The organism is Methylobacterium sp. CM6257 (assembly GCF_054611515.1).
On sequence record NZ_CM137735.1, the window covers coordinates 6761290 to 6778765 of the forward strand.

The 17476-nt window shown below is 71.0% G+C and carries 19 protein-coding genes; 11 read left to right on the forward strand and 8 right to left on the reverse strand.

What is annotated here, in order from left to right; genetic code table 11:
- The first annotated feature begins 50 nt into the window (after window positions 1–50).
- Window positions 51–1766, forward strand: a complete 1716-nt coding sequence (locus tag ACYCO6_RS32970) for a sensor histidine kinase (RefSeq protein WP_459767329.1) — start codon at window positions 51–53, stop codon at window positions 1764–1766.
- Between the two features lie 18 nt (window positions 1767–1784).
- Here ACYCO6_RS32970 and ACYCO6_RS32975 read toward each other — a convergent pair whose 3' ends face one another.
- A complete protein-coding gene (locus ACYCO6_RS32975) occupies window positions 1785–2621 on the reverse strand; it encodes a hypothetical protein (protein WP_459767331.1) in 837 nt (278 codons plus the stop codon).
- Between the two features lie 306 nt (window positions 2622–2927).
- Here ACYCO6_RS32975 and ACYCO6_RS32980 point away from each other — a divergent pair, with 306 nt between their 5' ends.
- From ACYCO6_RS32980 to ACYCO6_RS33000, 5 genes are all read left to right on the forward strand, one after another.
- Window positions 2928–3527 (forward strand): superoxide dismutase, encoded by a 600-nt coding sequence (locus ACYCO6_RS32980; protein ID WP_459767334.1) that lies wholly within the window; start codon window positions 2928–2930, stop codon window positions 3525–3527.
- A 204-nt stretch (window positions 3528–3731) separates the two neighbouring features.
- The gene (gene murJ, locus ACYCO6_RS32985) at window positions 3732–5258 is read left to right on the forward strand and encodes a murein biosynthesis integral membrane protein MurJ (RefSeq protein WP_459767339.1); all 1527 of its coding nucleotides are present in this window, start codon (window positions 3732–3734) and stop codon (window positions 5256–5258) included.
- Between the two features lie 71 nt (window positions 5259–5329).
- On the forward strand, window positions 5330–6007 hold the full coding sequence (locus tag ACYCO6_RS32990) for a haloacid dehalogenase type II (RefSeq protein WP_459767341.1): 678 nt from the start codon (window positions 5330–5332) through the stop codon (window positions 6005–6007).
- 126 nt (window positions 6008–6133) lie between these two features.
- The gene (locus ACYCO6_RS32995) at window positions 6134–6607 is read left to right on the forward strand and encodes an SRPBCC family protein (RefSeq protein ID WP_459767345.1); all 474 of its coding nucleotides are present in this window, start codon (window positions 6134–6136) and stop codon (window positions 6605–6607) included.
- A gap of 392 nt (window positions 6608–6999) precedes the next feature.
- Window positions 7000–7356, forward strand: coding sequence for a hypothetical protein (locus ACYCO6_RS33000; protein WP_459767347.1), 357 nt, complete (start codon window positions 7000–7002; stop codon window positions 7354–7356).
- A gap of 54 nt (window positions 7357–7410) precedes the next feature.
- Here ACYCO6_RS33000 and ACYCO6_RS33005 read toward each other — a convergent pair whose 3' ends face one another.
- The 3 genes from ACYCO6_RS33005 to tlpA form a co-directional block, all read right to left on the reverse strand.
- On the reverse strand, window positions 7411–9168 hold the full coding sequence (locus ACYCO6_RS33005; protein ID WP_459767349.1) for a carbamoyltransferase family protein: 1758 nt from the start codon (window positions 9166–9168) through the stop codon (window positions 7411–7413).
- Between the two features lie 237 nt (window positions 9169–9405).
- Window positions 9406–10611, reverse strand: coding sequence for a Na+/H+ antiporter NhaA (gene nhaA, locus ACYCO6_RS33010; RefSeq protein WP_459767352.1), 1206 nt, complete (start codon window positions 10609–10611; stop codon window positions 9406–9408).
- 55 nt (window positions 10612–10666) lie between these two features.
- Complete coding sequence (gene tlpA / locus ACYCO6_RS33015) at window positions 10667–11308, reverse strand: thiol:disulfide interchange protein TlpA (RefSeq protein WP_459767355.1); 642 nt, start codon at window positions 11306–11308, stop codon at window positions 10667–10669.
- 42 nt (window positions 11309–11350) lie between these two features.
- Here tlpA and argH point away from each other — a divergent pair, with 42 nt between their 5' ends.
- The 3 genes from argH to ACYCO6_RS33030 all read left to right on the forward strand — a co-directional run bounded on the left by argH (window position 11351) and on the right by ACYCO6_RS33030 (window position 14040).
- Window positions 11351–12730: an argininosuccinate lyase gene (gene argH / locus ACYCO6_RS33020; RefSeq protein ID WP_459767357.1), complete on the forward strand. Its 1380-nt coding sequence runs from the start codon at window positions 11351–11353 to the stop codon at window positions 12728–12730.
- A gap of 171 nt (window positions 12731–12901) precedes the next feature.
- Window positions 12902–13195, forward strand: a complete 294-nt coding sequence (locus tag ACYCO6_RS33025) for a hypothetical protein (RefSeq protein WP_459767359.1) — start codon at window positions 12902–12904, stop codon at window positions 13193–13195.
- Window positions 13196–13317: 122 nt separating this feature from the next.
- Entirely contained in the window at window positions 13318–14040 is a 723-nt protein-coding gene (locus tag ACYCO6_RS33030) for an invasion associated locus b family protein (RefSeq protein WP_459767363.1), read from the forward strand.
- Window positions 14041–14048: 8 nt separating this feature from the next.
- Here ACYCO6_RS33030 and ACYCO6_RS33035 read toward each other — a convergent pair whose 3' ends face one another.
- Window positions 14049–14369: a hypothetical protein gene (locus ACYCO6_RS33035; RefSeq protein WP_459767365.1), complete on the reverse strand. Its 321-nt coding sequence runs from the start codon at window positions 14367–14369 to the stop codon at window positions 14049–14051.
- A 405-nt stretch (window positions 14370–14774) separates the two neighbouring features.
- Complete coding sequence (locus tag ACYCO6_RS33040) at window positions 14775–15452, reverse strand: HAD family hydrolase (protein ID WP_459767367.1); 678 nt, start codon at window positions 15450–15452, stop codon at window positions 14775–14777.
- 165 nt (window positions 15453–15617) lie between these two features.
- On the opposite strand from ACYCO6_RS33040, the gene ACYCO6_RS33045 reads away from it, so the two are divergent.
- Complete coding sequence (locus ACYCO6_RS33045) at window positions 15618–15938, forward strand: PetM family of cytochrome b6f complex subunit 7 (RefSeq protein ID WP_459767369.1); 321 nt, start codon at window positions 15618–15620, stop codon at window positions 15936–15938.
- A 27-nt stretch (window positions 15939–15965) separates the two neighbouring features.
- Here the strand turns inward: ACYCO6_RS33045 and ACYCO6_RS33050 are convergent, their stop codons facing one another.
- Window positions 15966–16460, reverse strand: a complete 495-nt coding sequence (locus ACYCO6_RS33050; protein WP_459767371.1) for a PAS domain-containing protein — start codon at window positions 16458–16460, stop codon at window positions 15966–15968.
- 189 nt (window positions 16461–16649) lie between these two features.
- Here ACYCO6_RS33050 and msrA point away from each other — a divergent pair, with 189 nt between their 5' ends.
- Window positions 16650–17306 (forward strand): peptide-methionine (S)-S-oxide reductase MsrA, encoded by a 657-nt coding sequence (gene msrA, locus ACYCO6_RS33055; protein WP_459767373.1) that lies wholly within the window; start codon window positions 16650–16652, stop codon window positions 17304–17306.
- 3 nt (window positions 17307–17309) lie between these two features.
- On the opposite strand, the gene ACYCO6_RS33060 is transcribed toward msrA, so the two are convergent.
- The gene (locus ACYCO6_RS33060; RefSeq protein WP_459767375.1) at window positions 17310–17474 is read right to left on the reverse strand and encodes a hypothetical protein; all 165 of its coding nucleotides are present in this window, start codon (window positions 17472–17474) and stop codon (window positions 17310–17312) included.
- Window positions 17475–17476 lie beyond the last annotated feature (2 nt).

Consider the following 17476-nt stretch of genomic DNA (forward strand, 5'->3'; position numbering starts at 1 on the left):
GGTCTATCTCCGGCGGGAGCGCGCCACGGCGCGTTCGAGGATTCGTTCGAGTGCACGAGAGGGTGGGGCAGGACCCGGCGGCGGGTGACCCGTTTCGCACCGGCTTCGACGAGGCCGCGATCGGCCTCGTCGTGCTGTCGGCGGACGAGAGCGAGATCGTCGCCGCCAACCGCTTCCTGCACGATCTCGTCGGCTGGGAGCCGGGCGCGCTGCCCGGCCGCGCGATCGCCGAGCTTCTGAACGAAGGACCGGAGGGCCTCCGGGACGGCCTCCAGTTCTGGCGCCGGGCGGACGGGAACGCCCTCGACGTGCGGGTCCGGCGCGCCGGCCGGACCCTGGTGGTCGAACCCGTGGACGTCGACACGGCGGCCCATTCCGAGGCGAACCGCGAGGCGCTCGCGGCCGCCGGCCTCGGGGAGTGGCGCTGGGACCGGGCAACGGGTCTCCTCACCCTGTCGCGGCGCGCCGCGCGGATCCTGGGCCGGCCGCCGGGCCGCTCCGTGTCGTGGGAGGAACTCAAGACCGGCCTGTCGCAGGTGGAACTCGCGCGTCTGAGCGCGATCATCGCCGAGGCGGCCGAAGCCGGCGAACCCTATCAGTTCGACACGCCCACGATGGTGGCGGGGCGCACCGTGATCCTGCGGGTGCGGGGTCAGGCCGTTCCGGGTCCCGACGGCGGGCCCGCCAGCATGGTCGGCGTCATCCAGGACATCACCACCCGGGTGGAGGCGCGGGACGAGATCCTGGCCCGCGACCAGCGCCTGCGGGTCGCGACCACGATCGCCAAGCTCGGCATCTTCGAGTGGCACATGCTCGAGGACCACGCGATCTGGGAGAACGAGTACATGTATGAGATCTTCGGGCACGCGCCCGAAGACGGCACCATCGGCAAGGACGAGTTCCTCAACGACATCCTTCATCCGGATGACCGCGCCGCGGTCCGCCAGGCGATCTCGAAGGCGTTGCGGGAGGACTGGATCCTGCACGTCAGCGGCCGCATCCGGCGCAAGTCGGACGGGGCCTGGCGCACGATCGACATGGCCGGCCGGTTCGAGCGGGACGCGCCCGGCCGCCTGCCCCGCCGGCTGATCGGCGTGGTGGCGGACGTGACCGACCGGCGCTTGGCGGAGGAGCGCCAGAGTCTGCTGATCCGCGAGTTGCACCACCGGGTGAAGAACACGCTGGCCACCGTCCAGGCCATCGTGGGCTCCACGGCGCGGACGGCATCGAGCATCGAGAGCTTCTACGAGGCCTTCGTCGGGCGGATCAAATCCCTGGCCCACACCCATTCGGTGCTCACAGAGGACACGTGGCAGACGGCCTCGCTGGCGAACCTCCTGCTCAACGAGCTGAGGCCCTACGCCGAAGTCACCGTGGAGGGCGGCGCCGAGGGCCGCATCAGCCTGGAGGGGCCGGCGATCGACCTCCCGTCCGAGATCGCGGTGCCGATCGGCATGGCGATCCACGAACTCACCACCAACGCCGCCAAGTACGGGGCGCTCTCGAACCGCACCGGGCGGGTGGCGGTGGAATGGTCCCTGGAGCCCGGCGGACCGGCCGGGCTCCTGCGCTTTTCCTGGCGCGAGACCGGTGGCCCGCCGGTCCAGCCGCCGAACCGCCAGGGTTTCGGCTCGCGCCTGCTGCAGCGTGTCCTGATCACCCAGGTCCAGGCTGAGGTGACGACCGACTACGCGCCCGGAGGCTTCTCCCTGACCATGCGGGCCCCGATCCCGCCGCGCAATGACAGCCTCAACCCGCTCCTATGATCCGCGGGCCGGCGGCCGTCAGGCCGCGCCGCGGGTCCCGGATTCGCCGCCGCCGTCCACGAAGGCCTTCAGCTCGTCGAGCGAGGCAAAGGTGAAGCGACCCTGCGGCGTCTCCGCCTCGATCGAGCCGTCCTCGAACATCACGTAGGTGTTGCCGCCCGAGGCGTAGCGCCCGACCACGTTGCGCGCGGCCGGCTCCGGGGCGGGCTCGGGCTCGGGCGCCGTGTCGAGGCTCGGACGCAGTGGCGGCGCCTCCTCCTTCGGCTCCGAAGCCGCCTCGGGGGCGGCGAACAGATCGTCCTCGGGAGAGATCCCGCCTGCGGGCTGCGGCGCTTCCGGCTCGGGCTGGACGCTCGGCTCCTGCGCCACGGCGGGCGGCGCCGGGACCGTCAGGTCCGGCTCGGTCCGGATTGGCTTCGGCGCCTCGGTTCCCGTCGGCTCCGCGGCCGGGATCGAGGCCGTCTCCGTCCGGAGCCCCAGGCTCGGCTCGATCCGGGGCCGCTCGGGATCGAAGGGCGGCTCGACCACAGGCGGTACGATGAAGGCAGGGGCGGCGGGCAGGACCGGCGGCAAGCGGGTCCGGCTCTCGTCGGCCGGTGCCGGTGCCGGCGCGGCTGAGACGGCGGTGTCCCGCGAGGCGGGCGCCGGGATCTGCTCGATCGCCCGCTCGACCCGCCGGACGACGAGCGCCAGCACGCCGAGCCCGGCCAGGACCGCGCCCGACGAGGCCGCCACCGCACCCGCGATCACCATCGCGAGCCCGCTCTCCAGACGCACATACGGGAAGCCCTGGATCACGGCGGCGCAGCCCCCGATGATCATGGCGGCGGCGAGCGCGAACAGCGCAGCGATCATGTTTCTCTCTGGCACGAGCCGGCTCATCGCCGGCGCTCACAAGGCGTCGCGCACAGTAAGGCCTTGCCGTCATATTGCAAAACCATGCAGCGAGATTGTTCGGGATACCGGGTTATTTCGATTGTCGGCACGCGGCTCACGCCGGCCCGGCCGCGCCGCCCCGGGACCGATATCCCCCGAACTTCGCGCGCAGCCGGCCCGGAACGGCGTTGCCGTCCCGCGGCCACCGACTTACCTAGCGGGCTCTCGACTCGGGAGCCCCCGCCGGGGACGAGGCCGCCCCCTGCTTAAGCGGAGACAGACGCGATGACCTTCACCCTGCCGGAACTGCCCTACGCCTACGACGCGCTCGGGCCGTACATGTCGAAGGAAACCCTCGAGTTCCACCACGACAAGCACCACAAGGCCTATGTCGATACGGGCAACAAGCTGCTCGAGGGTACGGATCTCCAGGGCAAGAGCGTCGAGGAGATCGTCAAGGCCGCCTACAACACGAATCAGCCGCTCTTCAACAATGCCGGCCAGCACTACAATCACATCCACTTCTGGCAGTGGATGAAGCCGAACGGCGGCGGCGCCATCCCCGGCGCGCTGGCCAAGAAGATCGACGAGGATCTCGGCGGCTCCGAGAAGTTCAAGGCGGACTTCATCCAGGCGGGCGTCGGCCAGTTCGGTTCGGGCTGGGCGTGGCTGGCCGTCAAGGACGGCAAGCTCGTGATCATGAAGACCCCGAACGGCGAGAACCCGCTGGTCCACGGCGCCAAGCCGATCCTCGGCGTCGACGTGTGGGAGCACTCCTATTACATCGACTACCGTAACCGCCGGCCCGACTACCTCAAGGCGTTCATCGAGAACCTCGTGAATTGGGAGCACGTGGAGAAGATGTACGCCGAGGCGATCCGCTGAGGCATCTCCGCCGGTGCCGCGGGCCCTGTGTCCGCGGCACCCTTGAGGTGGCCGCTGAAACCGGCTCTTGATGTGCCCGTCGCCGGATGACCCGGTGCAAAAGGGTCCGGCCATTTCCCGTCGATCGACACCCGCACCGTTTCCACGACGCGCCCTGCCTTCCCTGCGGAGTGGGCTGGGCTCCTCCGGGCGGCGTGCAATCCCATGATCCGCTCCATCCTGTCCGTCGGCGGCTGGACGCTGGTCTCGCGCGTCACCGGCTTCGCCCGCGACGTGGTGATGGCCGCCGTGATGGGCGCCGGGCCGGTGGCTGACGCGTTCGTGGTCGCCTTCCGGCTGCCGAACCATTTCCGCGCGATCTTCGGCGAGGGCGCGTTCAACACCGCCTTCGTGCCGGCCTATGCGGGGCTCGCCGAGGCGGGCGCGCCCGGAGAGGCGCACCGCTTCGCCGACCGCGTCTTCACCCTGATGCTGATCGTGCAGCTCGTGCTGCTGAACCTTGCCCTGCCGGCGATGCCCTGGGTGGTTCACGCGCTCGCGCCCGGCTTTGCCGAGGATGGCGAGCGCTTCCGGCTCGCGGTGGCGCTGACCCGCATCACCTTTCCGTACCTGCTGTTCATGACGCTGGTGACGCTGCTGTCGGGCATCCTCAACGCCCACCGGCATTTCGCGGTAGCCGCCGGGGCGCCGGTGCTGCTCAACCTCGCCATGCTGGCCGCCCTGGGCCTGAGCTTCCTGTTCCCGAACGCCGCCTACGCGGCCGCCTGGGGCGTCGCCGTCTCGGGCGTGCTCCAGTTCGGATTGCTGTGGTGGGGATGCCGCCGGGCCCGCGTGATGCCGGGTCTCGCCGTGCCGCGTGCGGACCCGGCCCTCAAGCGGTTCTTCGCGGTGCTCGGCCCGGCGGTGATCGGCTCCGCGGGGTTCCAGATCGCGGCCTTCGCCGACACGATCATCGCGAGCTGGCTGCCCACCGGGGCGGTCTCGGCGCTCTACTACGCCGACCGGCTCTACCAGCTGCCCTTCGGCGTCATCGCCATCGCGGCCGGCACCGTGCTGCTGCCCGAGATGAGCCGGCGGATCGCCGCCGGGGATGTCGCCGGCGCGCACGCGGCGCAGAACCGGGCGGCCGGCTTCTCACTCGCGCTGTCGGCGCCGTTCACCGTGGCGTTCCTGACCATCCCGAGCCTGATTATGGCGGCGCTGTTCCAGCGTGGCGCCTTCAGCGCGGAGGATTCGGCCCGGGCCGCCGCAGTGCTGGCGGCTTACGGCTTCGCGCTCCCGGCCGTGGTGCTGGTGCGCAGTGCCGTGGCGAGCTTCTACGCCCGCCAGGACACCAAGACCCCGCTCTGGGCTTCGCTCACCGCGATCCTAGTCAACGTCGCCCTGAAGCTCTGGCTCACCGGCCCCTATGGCGTCACCGGATTGGCCCTCGCCACCGCGGTGAGCCAGTGGGTCAACCTGCTGCTGCTGCTCGTCCTGGCCAAGCGCCGGAACTGGACGGCGCCGGGACGCACCCTGGGCCTCACCGTCGCGGGCGTCCTGCTCGCCTGCCTGGGGCTCGCCGGCGTCGCCGTCTACGGCCAGGATCTCGCCCAGGCGCTGGTGCCGGCCCTGCCGCACGGGCGCGAACTCGTCGTCCTGGCGCTTCTCGGGGTGGCTGGGGCCGTGGTCTACGGTGGCCTGCTGGTGGGCCTGCTGCACCTGTTCGGCCTGCGCCTGCGCCGGGCTTGAGGAGAACGGGCCGGACTCGCCGCGGCGCGTCTCGGCCCCAGATCGGACGAGAGCACCCAGTGAGGAGCGCCATGACCGACGCAAGGGGACCACTGGCGGGCGTGAAGGCCGCGGTGTTCGACGCCTACGGCACGCTGTTCGATGTGAACGCCGCAGTCCAGCGCTACGCCGAGACGGTCGGACCGGACGCGGCCCATCTCTCCGAGGTCTGGCGCAACAAGCAGCTGGAATACAGCTGGACCCTGTCGCTGATGGGCCGCTACGCCGCCTTCTGGGATCTCACCGTCCGGGCCCTCGATTACGCGCTGGCCGTCCATCCGCAAGTCGATCCCGGGCTGCGCGAGCGGCTCCTCGACGCCTACCGCGACCTCGACGCCTATCCGGAGGTCCCGGGCGTGCTGGCGGCCCTGCGCAAGCGCGGGATCCGCACCGCGATCCTCACCAACGGCAACGCCGCCATGGTCGACCGGGCCGTGGCCTCCGCGGGCCTCGCCGACCACCTCGATGCGGTCCTCTCGGTGGACGACGCGCAGGTGTTCAAGACGCATCCCGACGCCTACCGGATCGCCCTGACCCGGCTGGCCGTCGGGGAGGGGGACGTGCTGTTCTGCTCCTCGAACCGCTGGGACGTGGCGGGGGCAGGGGCCTTCGGGTTCCGGACCGCCTGGGTCAACCGCAAGGGGCTGCCGGACGAGTATCCCGACCTCCCACCCTCCGTGGTTGTCGAGAGCCTCGACGGGCTGCTCTGACACGCGGCCAAGCTTGGAGCAAAGTCGATTTGGACTAAAGTCCATCTTGCAACCTGCAATTGCCACGCTTGGTTTGGCCCTGACTCGTACGCCGCGAATCGAGCGTCGAGCGCTAGGGAGCGTCTGATGAAGCGTGTGCTGTTGGCGGCCGCCGCAATCTGCGTCGGGGCGATCGGGCCGGCCTGGGCCCTCGAAGTGACCAAATCGGTCGATGTCGCCGCCTCACCCGAAACCGTGTGGAAGACCATCGGCGGGTTCTGCGGGATTGGCGACTGGCATCCGGTGATCGAGAAATGCGTCCTGTCCAAGAAGGGCGGCAAGGAGATCCGCACGCTCACCCTGAAGGGCGGCGGGACGATCGTCGAGGAGGAAGAGTCCCGCGACGACAAGACGATGGGCTACACCTACACGATCCTGGAAGGCCCGCTGCCCGTCACGGATTATCACTCGACGATCATGGTCGCGAAGGCTGGCAACGGCTCCAAGGTGACGTGGAAGGGCACGTTCAAGGCCAAGGGCGCCCCCGATGCGAAGGCGGAAGAGGCCATCGCGGGCGTCTATGAGGCTGGCCTGAAGGGCATCGCCGACAAGGCGAAATAGCCGTTCGGCGGAGGCGGGCCATGCACGCCTCCGCTCGCGGGCTCCGGACGTCGTGAGGGCGCACGGTCCACGACACGATGGCGATGCCGGGCTTTGACGCGGGAGTACGGCCGTTCCACCCTCGCCCTCATCCTGAGGTGCTGCGCAGCAGCCTCAAAGGAGTCCTCCGGACGGCGCGTGATCCCTGGAGGCCTCCTTCGAGGCCTCCGCTGCGCTCCAGCACCTCAGGATGAGGTCGGGGGTGGGATGATGGGTGGGACGACCCGAGCACCCGGGGGTGCAGGATCCTGTCGTGGACCATCGTGAGGCCGTATCCGGCACGCCATGACGGTGCGCCGCTTCGGGGATTTTTAATCCTCCCGGTGTTGGATCATCCCCAACACGAACGGGAGATGTTTCGCGTGTCCTTGAACGGTTCCTTCACGATGATCCGCGCCGGGGCCGCCGCCCTCGCCGCGACCCTGGTGCTCGGGGCCGTCGCCCCGGCCACCGCCCGCGACCAGACGGGGGCTATCGTCGGCGGCTTGGCGGCCGGCGTCGTCGGCGGCGTGGTGGGCAGCGCCCTGGTCAACGGCGCCAACCCGCCCCCGCCTCCGCCGCCGGAGTACCGCCCGCGCCGCGTGGTGGTCGAGGAGCCCGAGACCGTGGTGGTGCGCGAGCGCCGCGGCCCGATCTGCCACTACGAGCGCCGCAAGGAATGGCTCGGCGGCGGCGAGTTCACCTACCGCCGCGTCGAGGTCTGCGAGTAATCCGTCGCGGAGCTTGCGAGATCGGCGCCGTGTCCCTCCGGGGCGCGGCGCTTGTCATTTCACCACCAGCCAATCCTCGACCACGAGGGCATCGAGGCCTGTGGTGTAGAACATCAGGATCGCGTCCTCCGCGCCGTGGAGGATCGGCTTGCCCATCACGTTGAAGCTGGTGTTGAGCAGGATCGGAACGCCGGTGATCTCCGCGAAGGCGCCGAGCAGGGCCGCGTAGGCCGGATTTCGCTCCGCCGTGACGCTCTGGAGCCGGCCGGTACCGTCCGCGTGGACCACGGCCGGCACGCGGGCACGGACCGCCGCGCGCCAGACCAGGGTGCGCTCCATGTAGGGGCTGTCGGCGTAGTCCTCGAACCAGTCCGGCCCGGCCTCCGCCAGGATCGAGGGCGCGAAGGGCCGGAACGCCTCCCGATACTTCACCTTGGCGTTGAGCGCGTCCTTGGCGCCCTCGGGGCGGGGATCGGCCAGGATCGAGCGGTTGCCGAGCGCCCGCGGGCCGAACTCGGCCCGGCCCTGCACCCAGCCGACGAGGCCGCCCTCGGCCAGGATCCGCGCTGCCGCGCGGGTCACCTCCGCGTGGCCGAGACGCCGCGCGCGGGGCTCCTGCTCGGCCAAGCGCTCCATCGGGAGCGTCGAGACCCGGGAGCCGAGATAGGGCGTGAGCGGGCATCGCGCCGGAGGCGGCCCCGCCCAGTCCGGATGGTCCTCCGCGTAGGCGAGCCAGGCGGCGCCCACGGCGTTGCCGTCGTCGGCCGGGGCCGAGGGCACGTGCAGCCGCGTGAACCCGGAGCGGCCGAGCACCCGGCCGTTGTAGGAGGAATTCAGCCCGCAGCCGCCGCAAAGCACGAGGTTTTCGGAGGGGCCGAGCGCCGCGGCCTCCGACACCAGCACGTCCATCAGCCCGCAAAACAAGTCCTGGCCGCAGCGGGCGAGGTCGGCCCAGCCGTTCTCCAGGGCGTCCGCGGGGCGGCATGCGCGGATCTCTGCGGCCACCGCCCGGACCGTCTCCGCGTCGGCGTAGTGCAGGCGCCCACCCTCGACCGTGCAGAGCCGGCCGAGCAGCGCGGCGAGGTCCGGGTCGGGGCGGCCGTAGGGGGCGAGCCCCATGATCTTCCACTCCTCGCCCTTCACCTGGTCGAAGCCGGCGAGGTCGGTGATCAGCCCGTACAGGAACCCCAGCGACCCGCGCCCGCGATGGCGGCGCAGCTCCGTGATCCGGCCGCCCGCCAGCCGGTAGATCGCCGCCGCGCCGGTCTCGCCCATCCCGTCGACCACCAGGGCGGTGGCCTCGTCGAACGGGCTGCCCCAGAGGCCGTAGGCCGCGTGGCAGAGATGGTGCGGGTAGCGCCGCTGCCCGGCGATGGTCGCGCGCGGCGCTTCGCCGGTAATCCGCGCCTCCTGGTTGAGGGCGAGCAGCGTTCCATGGCCGACCCGCTCCTGCGCGCCGTGGAGGTCGGCGATGAACACCCGTTCCGCCTGCTCGGGCACGAAGGAGCGGTTGAGCGCGGTGGTATGGGCAGAAAGCGCCATCAGGTCGAAGGCCCCGGTCCCAGCCTGGCCGCGCAGGAAGTCGGTGAACTGCGGCCCCCAGGTGGAGGCGACGACGAGCTCGGAGCCCGGCGGGACATAGTCCCTCAGCAGCGTGGCCATCCGGGCCGGGGCGTCCGGCTCGCAGTTCGGCGCCCGCTTGTACTGGAGGAAGCGCTCGGCGGCCTCGGCGAAGAGCAGGGTGCCGTCGGGGCCGACCAGGGCGAGGGCCGGGTCGTGGAAGGTGGTGGCGAGGCCGAGATAGAAGCGCATGCGGAAGCGGGGTAGCGCATTTTCGCGCGCAGCGGATACCGGGACGTGCGAGACGGGGCCGTCTCGCGCGCCGCAGACGGCGGTTCTCCCAGTCTCACCCTCATCCTGAGGCACCGCAGCGCAGGGGAGGCCTCGAAGGAGGGCTCCAGCCGCGCGATCTCTGGACGGCTCCTCCGAGGCTGCCGCGCGGCACCTCAGGATGAAGGCGAGGGTCGGGAAGCCGGGGTCAAACAGGCTCTAGGCTGCGGCGCCGCGAGGTTTGGCGAGGAGGAGGATCGCCGCGCCGGCGAGCCCAGACAGGGCCGAGCCCGCGAGCACCCCGAGCTTGACGGCGGTCTCGTGCTCCGGATCCGCGAAGGCGAGGCCGCCGATGAACAGACTCATGGTGAAGCCGATGCCGCAGAGCACCGCGACGCCGTAGACCTGCCCCCAGCCGGCCCCGGCCGGGCGCTTGGCCCACCCGAGCGCGATGGCCAGCCGCAGGCTCGCGAACACCCCGGCCTGCTTGCCGAGGAACAGGCCCGCCGCGATGCCGAGCGTCACCGGCTGGAGCAGGGCTCCGGGCGTCAGGCCGGAGAGGTCCACGCCGGCATTGGCGAAGCCGAAGACCGGCACCACCCCGTAGGTGATCCAGGGCGCGAGGGCGTGCTCCAGCCGGTGGAGCGGCGAGTGCGCGTCCTCCGGTCGGCCGGGGCTGACGCGGATCGGGATCGTGAGCGCCAGCAGCACGCCCGCGATCGTGGCGTGGATCCCGGAGCGCAGCACGAGGACCCAGAGCACGAGGCCGAGCAGCCCATAAGCCGGAAGCCACGCGATGCCCGTTCGGTTCAGGCCGTAGAGGGCGGCGAGCACCAGGGCGGCGAGGCCCAGCATCGTGGCGTCGAGCCCGGAGCTGTAGAACAGGGCGATCACCACCACAGCGCCGAGGTCGTCGACGATGGCCACCGCGCTGAGGAAGATCTTTAGGGAGACCGGCACGCGGGATCCGAGGAGCGCCAGGACCCCCAGCGCGAAGGCGATGTCGGTGGCCGCCGGGATCGCCCAGCCCCGCAGGGTCGGGGCGCCGAGATTGGCGAGCGCGTAGACCCCGGCCGGCACCGCCATGCCGCCGAGGGCGGCGAAGCCCGGCAGCACCCGGTCGGGCCAGGTGCGCAGCCGCCCGTCGAGCGCCTCGCGCTTGATCTCCAGCCCGACCAGCAGGAAGAACCCGGCCATCAGGCCGTCGTTGATCCAATGCTGCAGGCTCATCGGCCCGAGTTCGGCGTGGAGAGCGTGCGCGTAGGCTTCGGCGAAGGGCCCGTTGGCCACCACGAGCGCCAGAGCCGCCGCGCCCATCAGGATCAGCCCGCCCGCCGCCTCGCTGGCGAGCATGGTCCGGATGACCGAGACGGGACGCCGGACCCGAATCGGCAGTGCGCGGTCGGAAGGCTGGGGTGACGTCATCGGCGGGGGCTTGCCCCGCATCGTGAGCTGGAGCAAGCGGCCGGGGCCGAAACCCTTACGACGTCCGCCCCAGCGCCGCGCGGATCAGCGCCAGCCCGTCCGGGCTTGACCAGGCGGCCGGCCCCTTCATCACTCCGATGGTGCAGCCCTGCGCGTCGACCAGCATCGTGGTCGGCAGGCCCGGCGACTGGGTGTCCCGCTGGACCACCGGGAGGACCCGCCCGCCGGGATCGGAATAGAAGGCGAGATCGTGGATGCCGGCCTGTTTCAGCCATTCCGGCGGCTTCTCGAGGTTGCGGGTATCGACGTTGATCGCCACCACGGCGAAATCAGACCCGCCGAGCTGTGCCTGGAGCCGATCGAGCGCCGGCATCTCGGCCTTGCAGGGGGCGCACCATGTCGCCCAGAGATTGACCAGCAGCAGCCGGCCCTTGAGATCGGCGAGGCCGGTCTCGGCACCGTCCGGCCCCTTGAACCGGATGTCGGGCGCGGGCCGCGCCTGCGACGGCGCCTGCATGGCGGCGACCTCGCCCTTCGCGGCCGCGTCGACCCGGGCCAGCGCCGGCTTGGAGCCGGCGCAGGGCCCGAGCGTGCCACCCGTGTTGCCGGGCAGGAGACCGCTCCCGTATAGGGCGAGGCCGAGGACGGCGAGCGCGGCGACGCCAGCGCCGGCCAGGATGGGTGTGCGGCCGGGCATCAGGCACGAGCCTCGGAACGGTCAGGGCGCGGAAGGATCGACATGAGCAACCGGATGTGGGGCGGCCGCTTCGCGAGCGGCCCGGCGGAGATCATGGAGGAGATCAACGCCTCCATCGGGTTCGACAAGCGGCTTGCGCCCCAGGACATCCGCGGCTCGCTGGCGCATGTGGCGATGCTCGGCCAGGCCGGCATCCTGCCGGCGGAGGATGTGGCCGCAATCGAGGCCGGGCTCAAGTCCGTGCGCGACGAGATCGAGGCCGGCAGCTTCGTGTTCAAGCGCGAGCTCGAGGACATCCACATGTCGGTGGAGAGCCGGCTGACCGAGATCGTCGGCCCGGCCGCCGGCCGCCTGCACACGGCGCGCTCGCGCAACGATCAGGTCGCCACCGACATGAAGCTCTGGGTGCGCGACACCCTCGACTCCCTGGACCAGCAGGCCGCCGACCTGCAGCGGGCGCTGGCCGACAAGGCGCTCCAGCATGCCGGCACCGTGATGCCGGGCTTCACCCACCTCCAGTCGGCCCAGCCGGTGACCTTCGGCCACCATTGCCTCGCCTATGTCGAGATGCTGGCCCGCGACCGGAGCCGTTTCCGCGACGCGCGGGCGCGGCTCAACGAGTGCCCGCTGGGTGCCGCGGCGCTCGCCGGAACCTCCTTCCCAATCGACCGGCACGCCACCGCGGCGGCGCTCGGCTTCGACCGGCCGACCGCCAACTCCCTGGATTCGGTGGCCGACCGCGACTTCGCCCTGGAGGCGCTCGCGGCGGCCTCGATCTGCGCCGTGCACCTGTCGCGCTTCGCCGAGGAGCTGGTGGTCTGGACCTCGGCCCAGTTCAACTTCGTCCGCCTGTCGGACGGGTTCACCACCGGCTCGTCGATCATGCCGCAGAAGCGCAACCCTGACGCCGCCGAGCTGGTGCGGGCCAAATCCGGCCGGATCATCGGCGCGCTCACCGGCCTGCTGATCGTGATGAAGGGGCTGCCGCTCGCCTATTCGAAGGACATGCAGGAGGACAAGGAGGGCACGTTCGACGCCCTTCAGGCGCTCTCCCTGTGCCTCGCCGCCATGACCGGCATGGTGAGGGACTTGGAGCCCAACGCCGAGGTGCTGGCCCGGGCCGCCGGCTCCGGCTACGCCACCGCCACCGACCTCGCCGACTGGCTGGTGCGCGAGCTCGGCCTGCCGTTCCGGCAGGCGCACCACGTCACGGGCCGACTCGTGGGCGTCGCCTCCGCCAAGGGGGTGGGGCTGGAGGAGCTGTCGCTGCCCGAGATGCAGGAGGCCGAGCCGCGCATCACGGACGCGGTCTACGCGGTGCTGGGCGTCGAGAACTCGGTGGCGAGCCGCACCAGCTACGGCGGTACCGCGCCCGACAGGGTCCGGGCCCAGGCGCAGGCTTGGATCGAGCGGCTCGCCTGATCGGCATCGCGGCCGTTATCCACAGTTTGGCCCCGCCCGACGGGGCCGGGTGCCAACGTGGCCGCAGGCTTGGCCACAGAATTGTGCGTTGCAACCATCCATCGGCCGGTGCGTTCACCCCCTGGCTAAGTCCGGCCCGTTAGAAGCTCGGCTGTGTGGATCGGAGTTCCCATGATGCCTGTCGAGAGTTGGCTGAAGCCGGAGGAGGTGTCCGAGCTCGCGGCTCGGGCCACGGCGATGATCGACGCCGCTTTGACCGGTTCGGGCCTGACGCGGGATTCGTACTGGGCCGCCGTCCGCAAGGGCTACAACACGCCCTATAACGACCCGCCCCGCAAGCGCGCCGCGCCGTCCCAGCCGAACGCCGTCGCGGCCCCGGTCGCCCTTCAGACGGCCGTGTCGGAGCCCGTCTCCGTCCCGGCTGCGGTGATCGCGACTCTGGCGACGGAAGCACGGGCCGTCTGAACGGACCGGCGTGGATTCGGCCTGGGGCCGCGCCGCCATCTTGCCGACGCTTTACGCAAGCTTCACTAATCCCGAACCCCGGTCCGGCTCCTGACGGAGCCGCCCGTCGTCAGGAAGTGAAGATGGTCCGCGTCTCCCGCCTGCTCCCTGTCGGAGCCCTCGCCCTGTTCGCATCCGGGTTCGCCACGGCTCTCCTCGGGGGGCTGGTCGGCGGACCCTGCCTGTTTGCGACGGCCGCCCAGGCGCAGGAGGCGGCGCCCGATGCGGGTGTCAGCGATGCGACTCCGGCCAGGCGCGGGCGCCGGCACGGGCGCGAGCGGGCGAAGCACGCCGAGAAGAAGTCGGCCACGCCGCCCGGGATGCAGCAGGCCACGCCGGTGGCGATCTTCGGCGACTGGAACGTGTTCGTGAACGGCGATGGCCGCAACAAGCTCTGCTACGCCATCGCCCAGCCGCAGACGCGCTCGCCCAAGACTCTGAAGCGCGACACCGCCTACCTGTTCGTGAGCGTCCGCAAAGGCGAGAACGTCCAGAACGAGGTGGCGGTGATGCTGGGCTTCCCGTCGAAGCCCGCAGCGTCCCAGATCAAGCCCGGCTCGGCGGCCGCGCCCACCGATCCGAGCCTCAATCTCGGTACGAGCCGCTACGGCCTGGTGGTCAAGGACGGGAACGCGTGGCTGCAGAATCCGGCCGAGGAGGCCCGGGTCGTCTCGGAGATGAGTGCCCGCAACCCGAAGCTTGTGATCAAGACCACATCGCTGCGCGGACACCCGACGAGCGACGAGTACGCGCTCGGCGGGTTTGCGGAGGCGATGAAGCGAACCCGCGAGGAGTGCAGCAAGTAGCGCCCGGTTCAGGCGCGGCGGCGACGCGGCTGCGGCCGGGACGCGGCCGACCGGGCCCGGGCGCGGACACGCTCGCGGGCGGCGCGGGCCGCCTGCTCGGCCGTGCGAAACACCGCGCCGTCGAGGCCATCGAAATCGCGTGCCGAGGAGAAGAACCGGACGCCGCGCCCCTCCGGCACGGCGATCCCGGCGGTGACCTCGCCGATCTCGATCACCCGCGCCGGCTCCGCGCGGACCACCGACGGGACGGAGCCCGGCAGCGGGTCAGAGGCGATCGGGATGGATTCCAGACGGTCTTCGGGCGTGCGTTCTGCGTGGAGACGGTGCATGGGACTTTGGACTCCCTTGGCCGGCGTGAAGCCGGGCCGGATCGCGATGACGGCTGCGGAGATCGACGGGCTAGCGTCGACAGCGCCAACGTTGGGCTTGGGAGCCGTTCGCGTTCAGGAGCAGATGTCGAAAGGGTCTTGGTCGACTCGACATTGACGTCCTCCAGACTGAAGGACCGCGCGGCGCGATGGCCGTCGCAGTGCTTTAGCGTTTGATGACGCGGCGCAAGCTACGCTTCTCAAATCACCGCGGCCGTAGCGGGGGGGGCACTCGGGTCGCCTGCCGCACCGGCACCCACAAAGATGGACGCGGGGCCCCGGCCCGTCAACGGAACGGGCTTCCGAATTTCAAGCCCCGCTTGGCAGGAAGCCGATCCCGTTCGCGTCCCGGAGAGGCGGGATCGTTCAGGCGCCGACGATCACCGCGGCGAGGTCGGAGAAGTCCGAGAAGATCCGGGCGGCGCCCGCCTGCACGAGGTCGGCGCCCGCGGGGTCGTGGCCCCAATGGCCGCCGCCGGTGAAGCCCGCGACCCGCATGCCGGCATTCCGGGCGGCCGTGACCCCGGGCACGCTGTCCTCGATCACCAGGCACGCGGCGGGCGCCGCGCCCATGCGCTCGGCGGCGAACAGGAACAGGTCGGGGAAGGGCTTACCCCGCTCCACCTGCGTCGCGGAGAAGACGTGGCCGCCGAACAGAGGCAGCAGCCCGGTCAGGCCCAGGGAATGGCGCAGCCGCACCGGGTCGCTGCTCGACGCGACGCAGATCGGCAGATCCAGGGCGGCGACCGCCTCGGCGACGCCGCGCATCGCTCTCAGCTCCGCGTCGAACAGCGCTAGGGTCTCCGCCTTGACCGCCTCGACGAAGCCCGCGGGGGGCGTGATGCCGTAGTCGCGGGCGATATGCGCCATGATCGACACCATGGAGGTGCCGGTGAAGCGCGTCCGCACGGTCGCGAGGTCGATATCCACGCCGATCCGGTTGAGCCCGGCCGTGAGGCAGGCGAGGCTCAGTGGTTCGCTGTCGACCAGGACGCCGTCGCAATCGAAGATCACGAGGCCGAGGTTCTCCGCGCGCGCGTGCAAGACTGACCGTCCCCCGACGGCCTGCCGCCGCCGGGCGACCCTGTGGCACGGGCTCCCCGGCTCGGCAACGGGGCGGTGCGGGCGCTTGCACCGGGCGGCCCGGACCCATACTCCCGTGGCGGGCGCCCTCAAGGGGCGCGCAGGCATGGCTCAGAAGATCCCGCGATGTTCCGCTTCCTGGCCCGCGTCCTGGGCTTTCTGCTGATGGCCGGCGGTTTCGTCGCGCTGGTCTATGACGGCGCCCGCTCGATCGCCAATAACGGCCTGCGGATGACGCCGCTCTCCGACGTGATCGCCACCCTGTTCAAGGACAAGGCCGGCGCCCTGCAGGGCAGCGTGGAGGGGGCGGCGCCCTGGCTCTGGCACATCCTGGGCCTGCCGCTCACCCTGGCGCCGGCTTCGCTGATCGGGCTCGGTCTCGGCGCGGTCCTGCTCTGGCTCGGCCAGCCGGGCCGGGAGCCGATCGGCTTCCTGACGAAACCCTGAGCGCGGGCCGGCGCGCGGCGTCGGATTCTAGCGGCCGGCGAGCTTGGCTCTCACGTCGGCGAGTTCGCCCTTCAGCCGATCAATCTCGGTCGTGAGCGCGTAGTGCTCGCTCACGTCGAGCTGGGAGGCGAAGAAGTAGACCACCTTGCCCTTGGCATCCCGCACCGGCCCGACATAGAGGGCGTTGTGAAAGGTCGAGCCGTCCCTGCGGTAGTTGAGCAGGTCGACCCGGACATCGACTTCCTGGCGGATCGCGTCGCGGATCCGGTCCACGGCCGCCGGATCGGTGTCCGGCCCCTGCAGGAAGCGGCAGTTGCGCCCGGTCACCTCCAGCCGCGTGTAGCCGGTGAGCTTCAGGAAGCTGTCGTTGGCGAAGACGATGGGGTTGTCGAACTGGCGCGGGTCCGTGATGATCATCGGCATTCGCGTCGCCCGCACCGCGGCGGCGAACGGATCGCCCGGGTGGGACTCCGCCTTCAGGTTGTCCAGCACGTGGCTCGTGGTGGTCCAGCCCGTCTCCATACGGCTCAGCCCTCACACCGCGACACGCGGGCCGCATTCTCGTGCCGTACAAGCCGGAAATCACGCGCGAGGTCCAGTCCCGCTCCGCGGTTTCGTGCGGTCGGAGCAGCCCGAGCGGCGCCGGCCGCTTTCTAGGCGGCGGCGCCGACCCCATATTCGGGACGAGCCCCGAGACCGGAAGGCAAGCCGATGTTTTCGTTCCGCAAGCGCCCCGAGATGCCGACCCCTGCCGAGGCCCTCCCGGGGCGCCCGACGCCGATCCCGACGGCCGAGACGCACTTCGTCAACGGCAACCCGCTCAAGGGTCCCTATCCGCCAGGCACCGAGACGATCGTGCTCGGGCTGGGCTGCTTCTGGGGCGCCGAGCGCCGATTCTGGCAATTGCCGCAGGGCGTGTACGTCACGGCGGTGGGCTATGCCGGCGGCTACACGCCCAACCCGACCTACGAGGAAGTCTGCACCGGCCAGACCGGCCACAACGAGGTGGTGCTGGTGGCCTTGGATCCCGCGGTTCTGCCGCTCGAAACGGTGCTGCGGACCTTCTTCGAGAGCCACGACCCAACCCAGGGCATGCGCCAGGGCAACGATGTCGGTACGCAGTACCGCTCAGGAATCTACACGAACGGCCCCGATCAGGAGGCCACCGCCCGGGCGGTGCGCGCGGCCTATGCCGAGGCGCTGCGCGCGCGCGGCTTTCCGGACATCACCACGGAGATCAAGCCGCTGGAGCACTTCTACTTCGCGGAAGCCTACCATCAGCAGTACCTCGCCAAGAATCCGGCCGGCTATTGCGGCCTGGGCGGCACTGGCGTCAGCTGCCCGGTGGGGACCGGCGTCGCCGCCTGACGGTTACGGATTGCCGCCGGGCCGCTTCTGCGCGCCCGGCGCCGCGGGGGTGAGGGCGTTGCCCCCCAGGGACGGGGTCCTGTTCGGGCTGCGGAGCACGATGAGCACGCTGCCCAGCACCGAGAGGGCGAGGGCTGTGGCGAGGAGGAGGAAGAGCCAGCGGGGCATCC

Excerpts from the sequence above, each read along its gene's own strand:
- ACYCO6_RS32975 (WP_459767331.1), bottom strand. The coding sequence starts at position 2,621 with ATGATCGCTGCGCTGTTCGCGCTCGCCGCCGCCATGATCATCGGGGGC.
- ACYCO6_RS32980 (WP_459767334.1), top strand. The coding sequence starts at position 2,928 with ATGACCTTCACCCTGCCGGAACTGCCCTACGCCTACGACGCGCTCGGG.
- murJ (WP_459767339.1), top strand. The coding sequence starts at position 3,732 with ATGATCCGCTCCATCCTGTCCGTCGGCGGCTGGACGCTGGTCTCGCGC.
- ACYCO6_RS32990 (WP_459767341.1), top strand. The coding sequence starts at position 5,330 with ATGACCGACGCAAGGGGACCACTGGCGGGCGTGAAGGCCGCGGTGTTC.
- ACYCO6_RS32995 (WP_459767345.1), top strand. The coding sequence starts at position 6,134 with ATGAAGCGTGTGCTGTTGGCGGCCGCCGCAATCTGCGTCGGGGCGATC.
- ACYCO6_RS33000 (WP_459767347.1), top strand. The coding sequence starts at position 7,000 with ATGTTTCGCGTGTCCTTGAACGGTTCCTTCACGATGATCCGCGCCGGG.
- ACYCO6_RS33005 (WP_459767349.1), bottom strand. The coding sequence starts at position 9,168 with ATGCGCTTCTATCTCGGCCTCGCCACCACCTTCCACGACCCGGCCCTC.
- nhaA (WP_459767352.1), bottom strand. The coding sequence starts at position 10,611 with ATGACGTCACCCCAGCCTTCCGACCGCGCACTGCCGATTCGGGTCCGG.
- tlpA (WP_459767355.1), bottom strand. The coding sequence starts at position 11,308 with ATGCCCGGCCGCACACCCATCCTGGCCGGCGCTGGCGTCGCCGCGCTC.
- argH (WP_459767357.1), top strand. The coding sequence starts at position 11,351 with ATGAGCAACCGGATGTGGGGCGGCCGCTTCGCGAGCGGCCCGGCGGAG.
- ACYCO6_RS33025 (WP_459767359.1), top strand. The coding sequence starts at position 12,902 with ATGATGCCTGTCGAGAGTTGGCTGAAGCCGGAGGAGGTGTCCGAGCTC.
- ACYCO6_RS33030 (WP_459767363.1), top strand. The coding sequence starts at position 13,318 with ATGGTCCGCGTCTCCCGCCTGCTCCCTGTCGGAGCCCTCGCCCTGTTC.
- ACYCO6_RS33035 (WP_459767365.1), bottom strand. The coding sequence starts at position 14,369 with ATGCACCGTCTCCACGCAGAACGCACGCCCGAAGACCGTCTGGAATCC.
- ACYCO6_RS33045 (WP_459767369.1), top strand. The coding sequence starts at position 15,618 with ATGTTCCGCTTCCTGGCCCGCGTCCTGGGCTTTCTGCTGATGGCCGGC.
- ACYCO6_RS33050 (WP_459767371.1), bottom strand. The coding sequence starts at position 16,460 with ATGGAGACGGGCTGGACCACCACGAGCCACGTGCTGGACAACCTGAAG.
- msrA (WP_459767373.1), top strand. The coding sequence starts at position 16,650 with ATGTTTTCGTTCCGCAAGCGCCCCGAGATGCCGACCCCTGCCGAGGCC.
- ACYCO6_RS33060 (WP_459767375.1), bottom strand. The coding sequence starts at position 17,474 with ATGCCCCGCTGGCTCTTCCTCCTCCTCGCCACAGCCCTCGCCCTCTCG.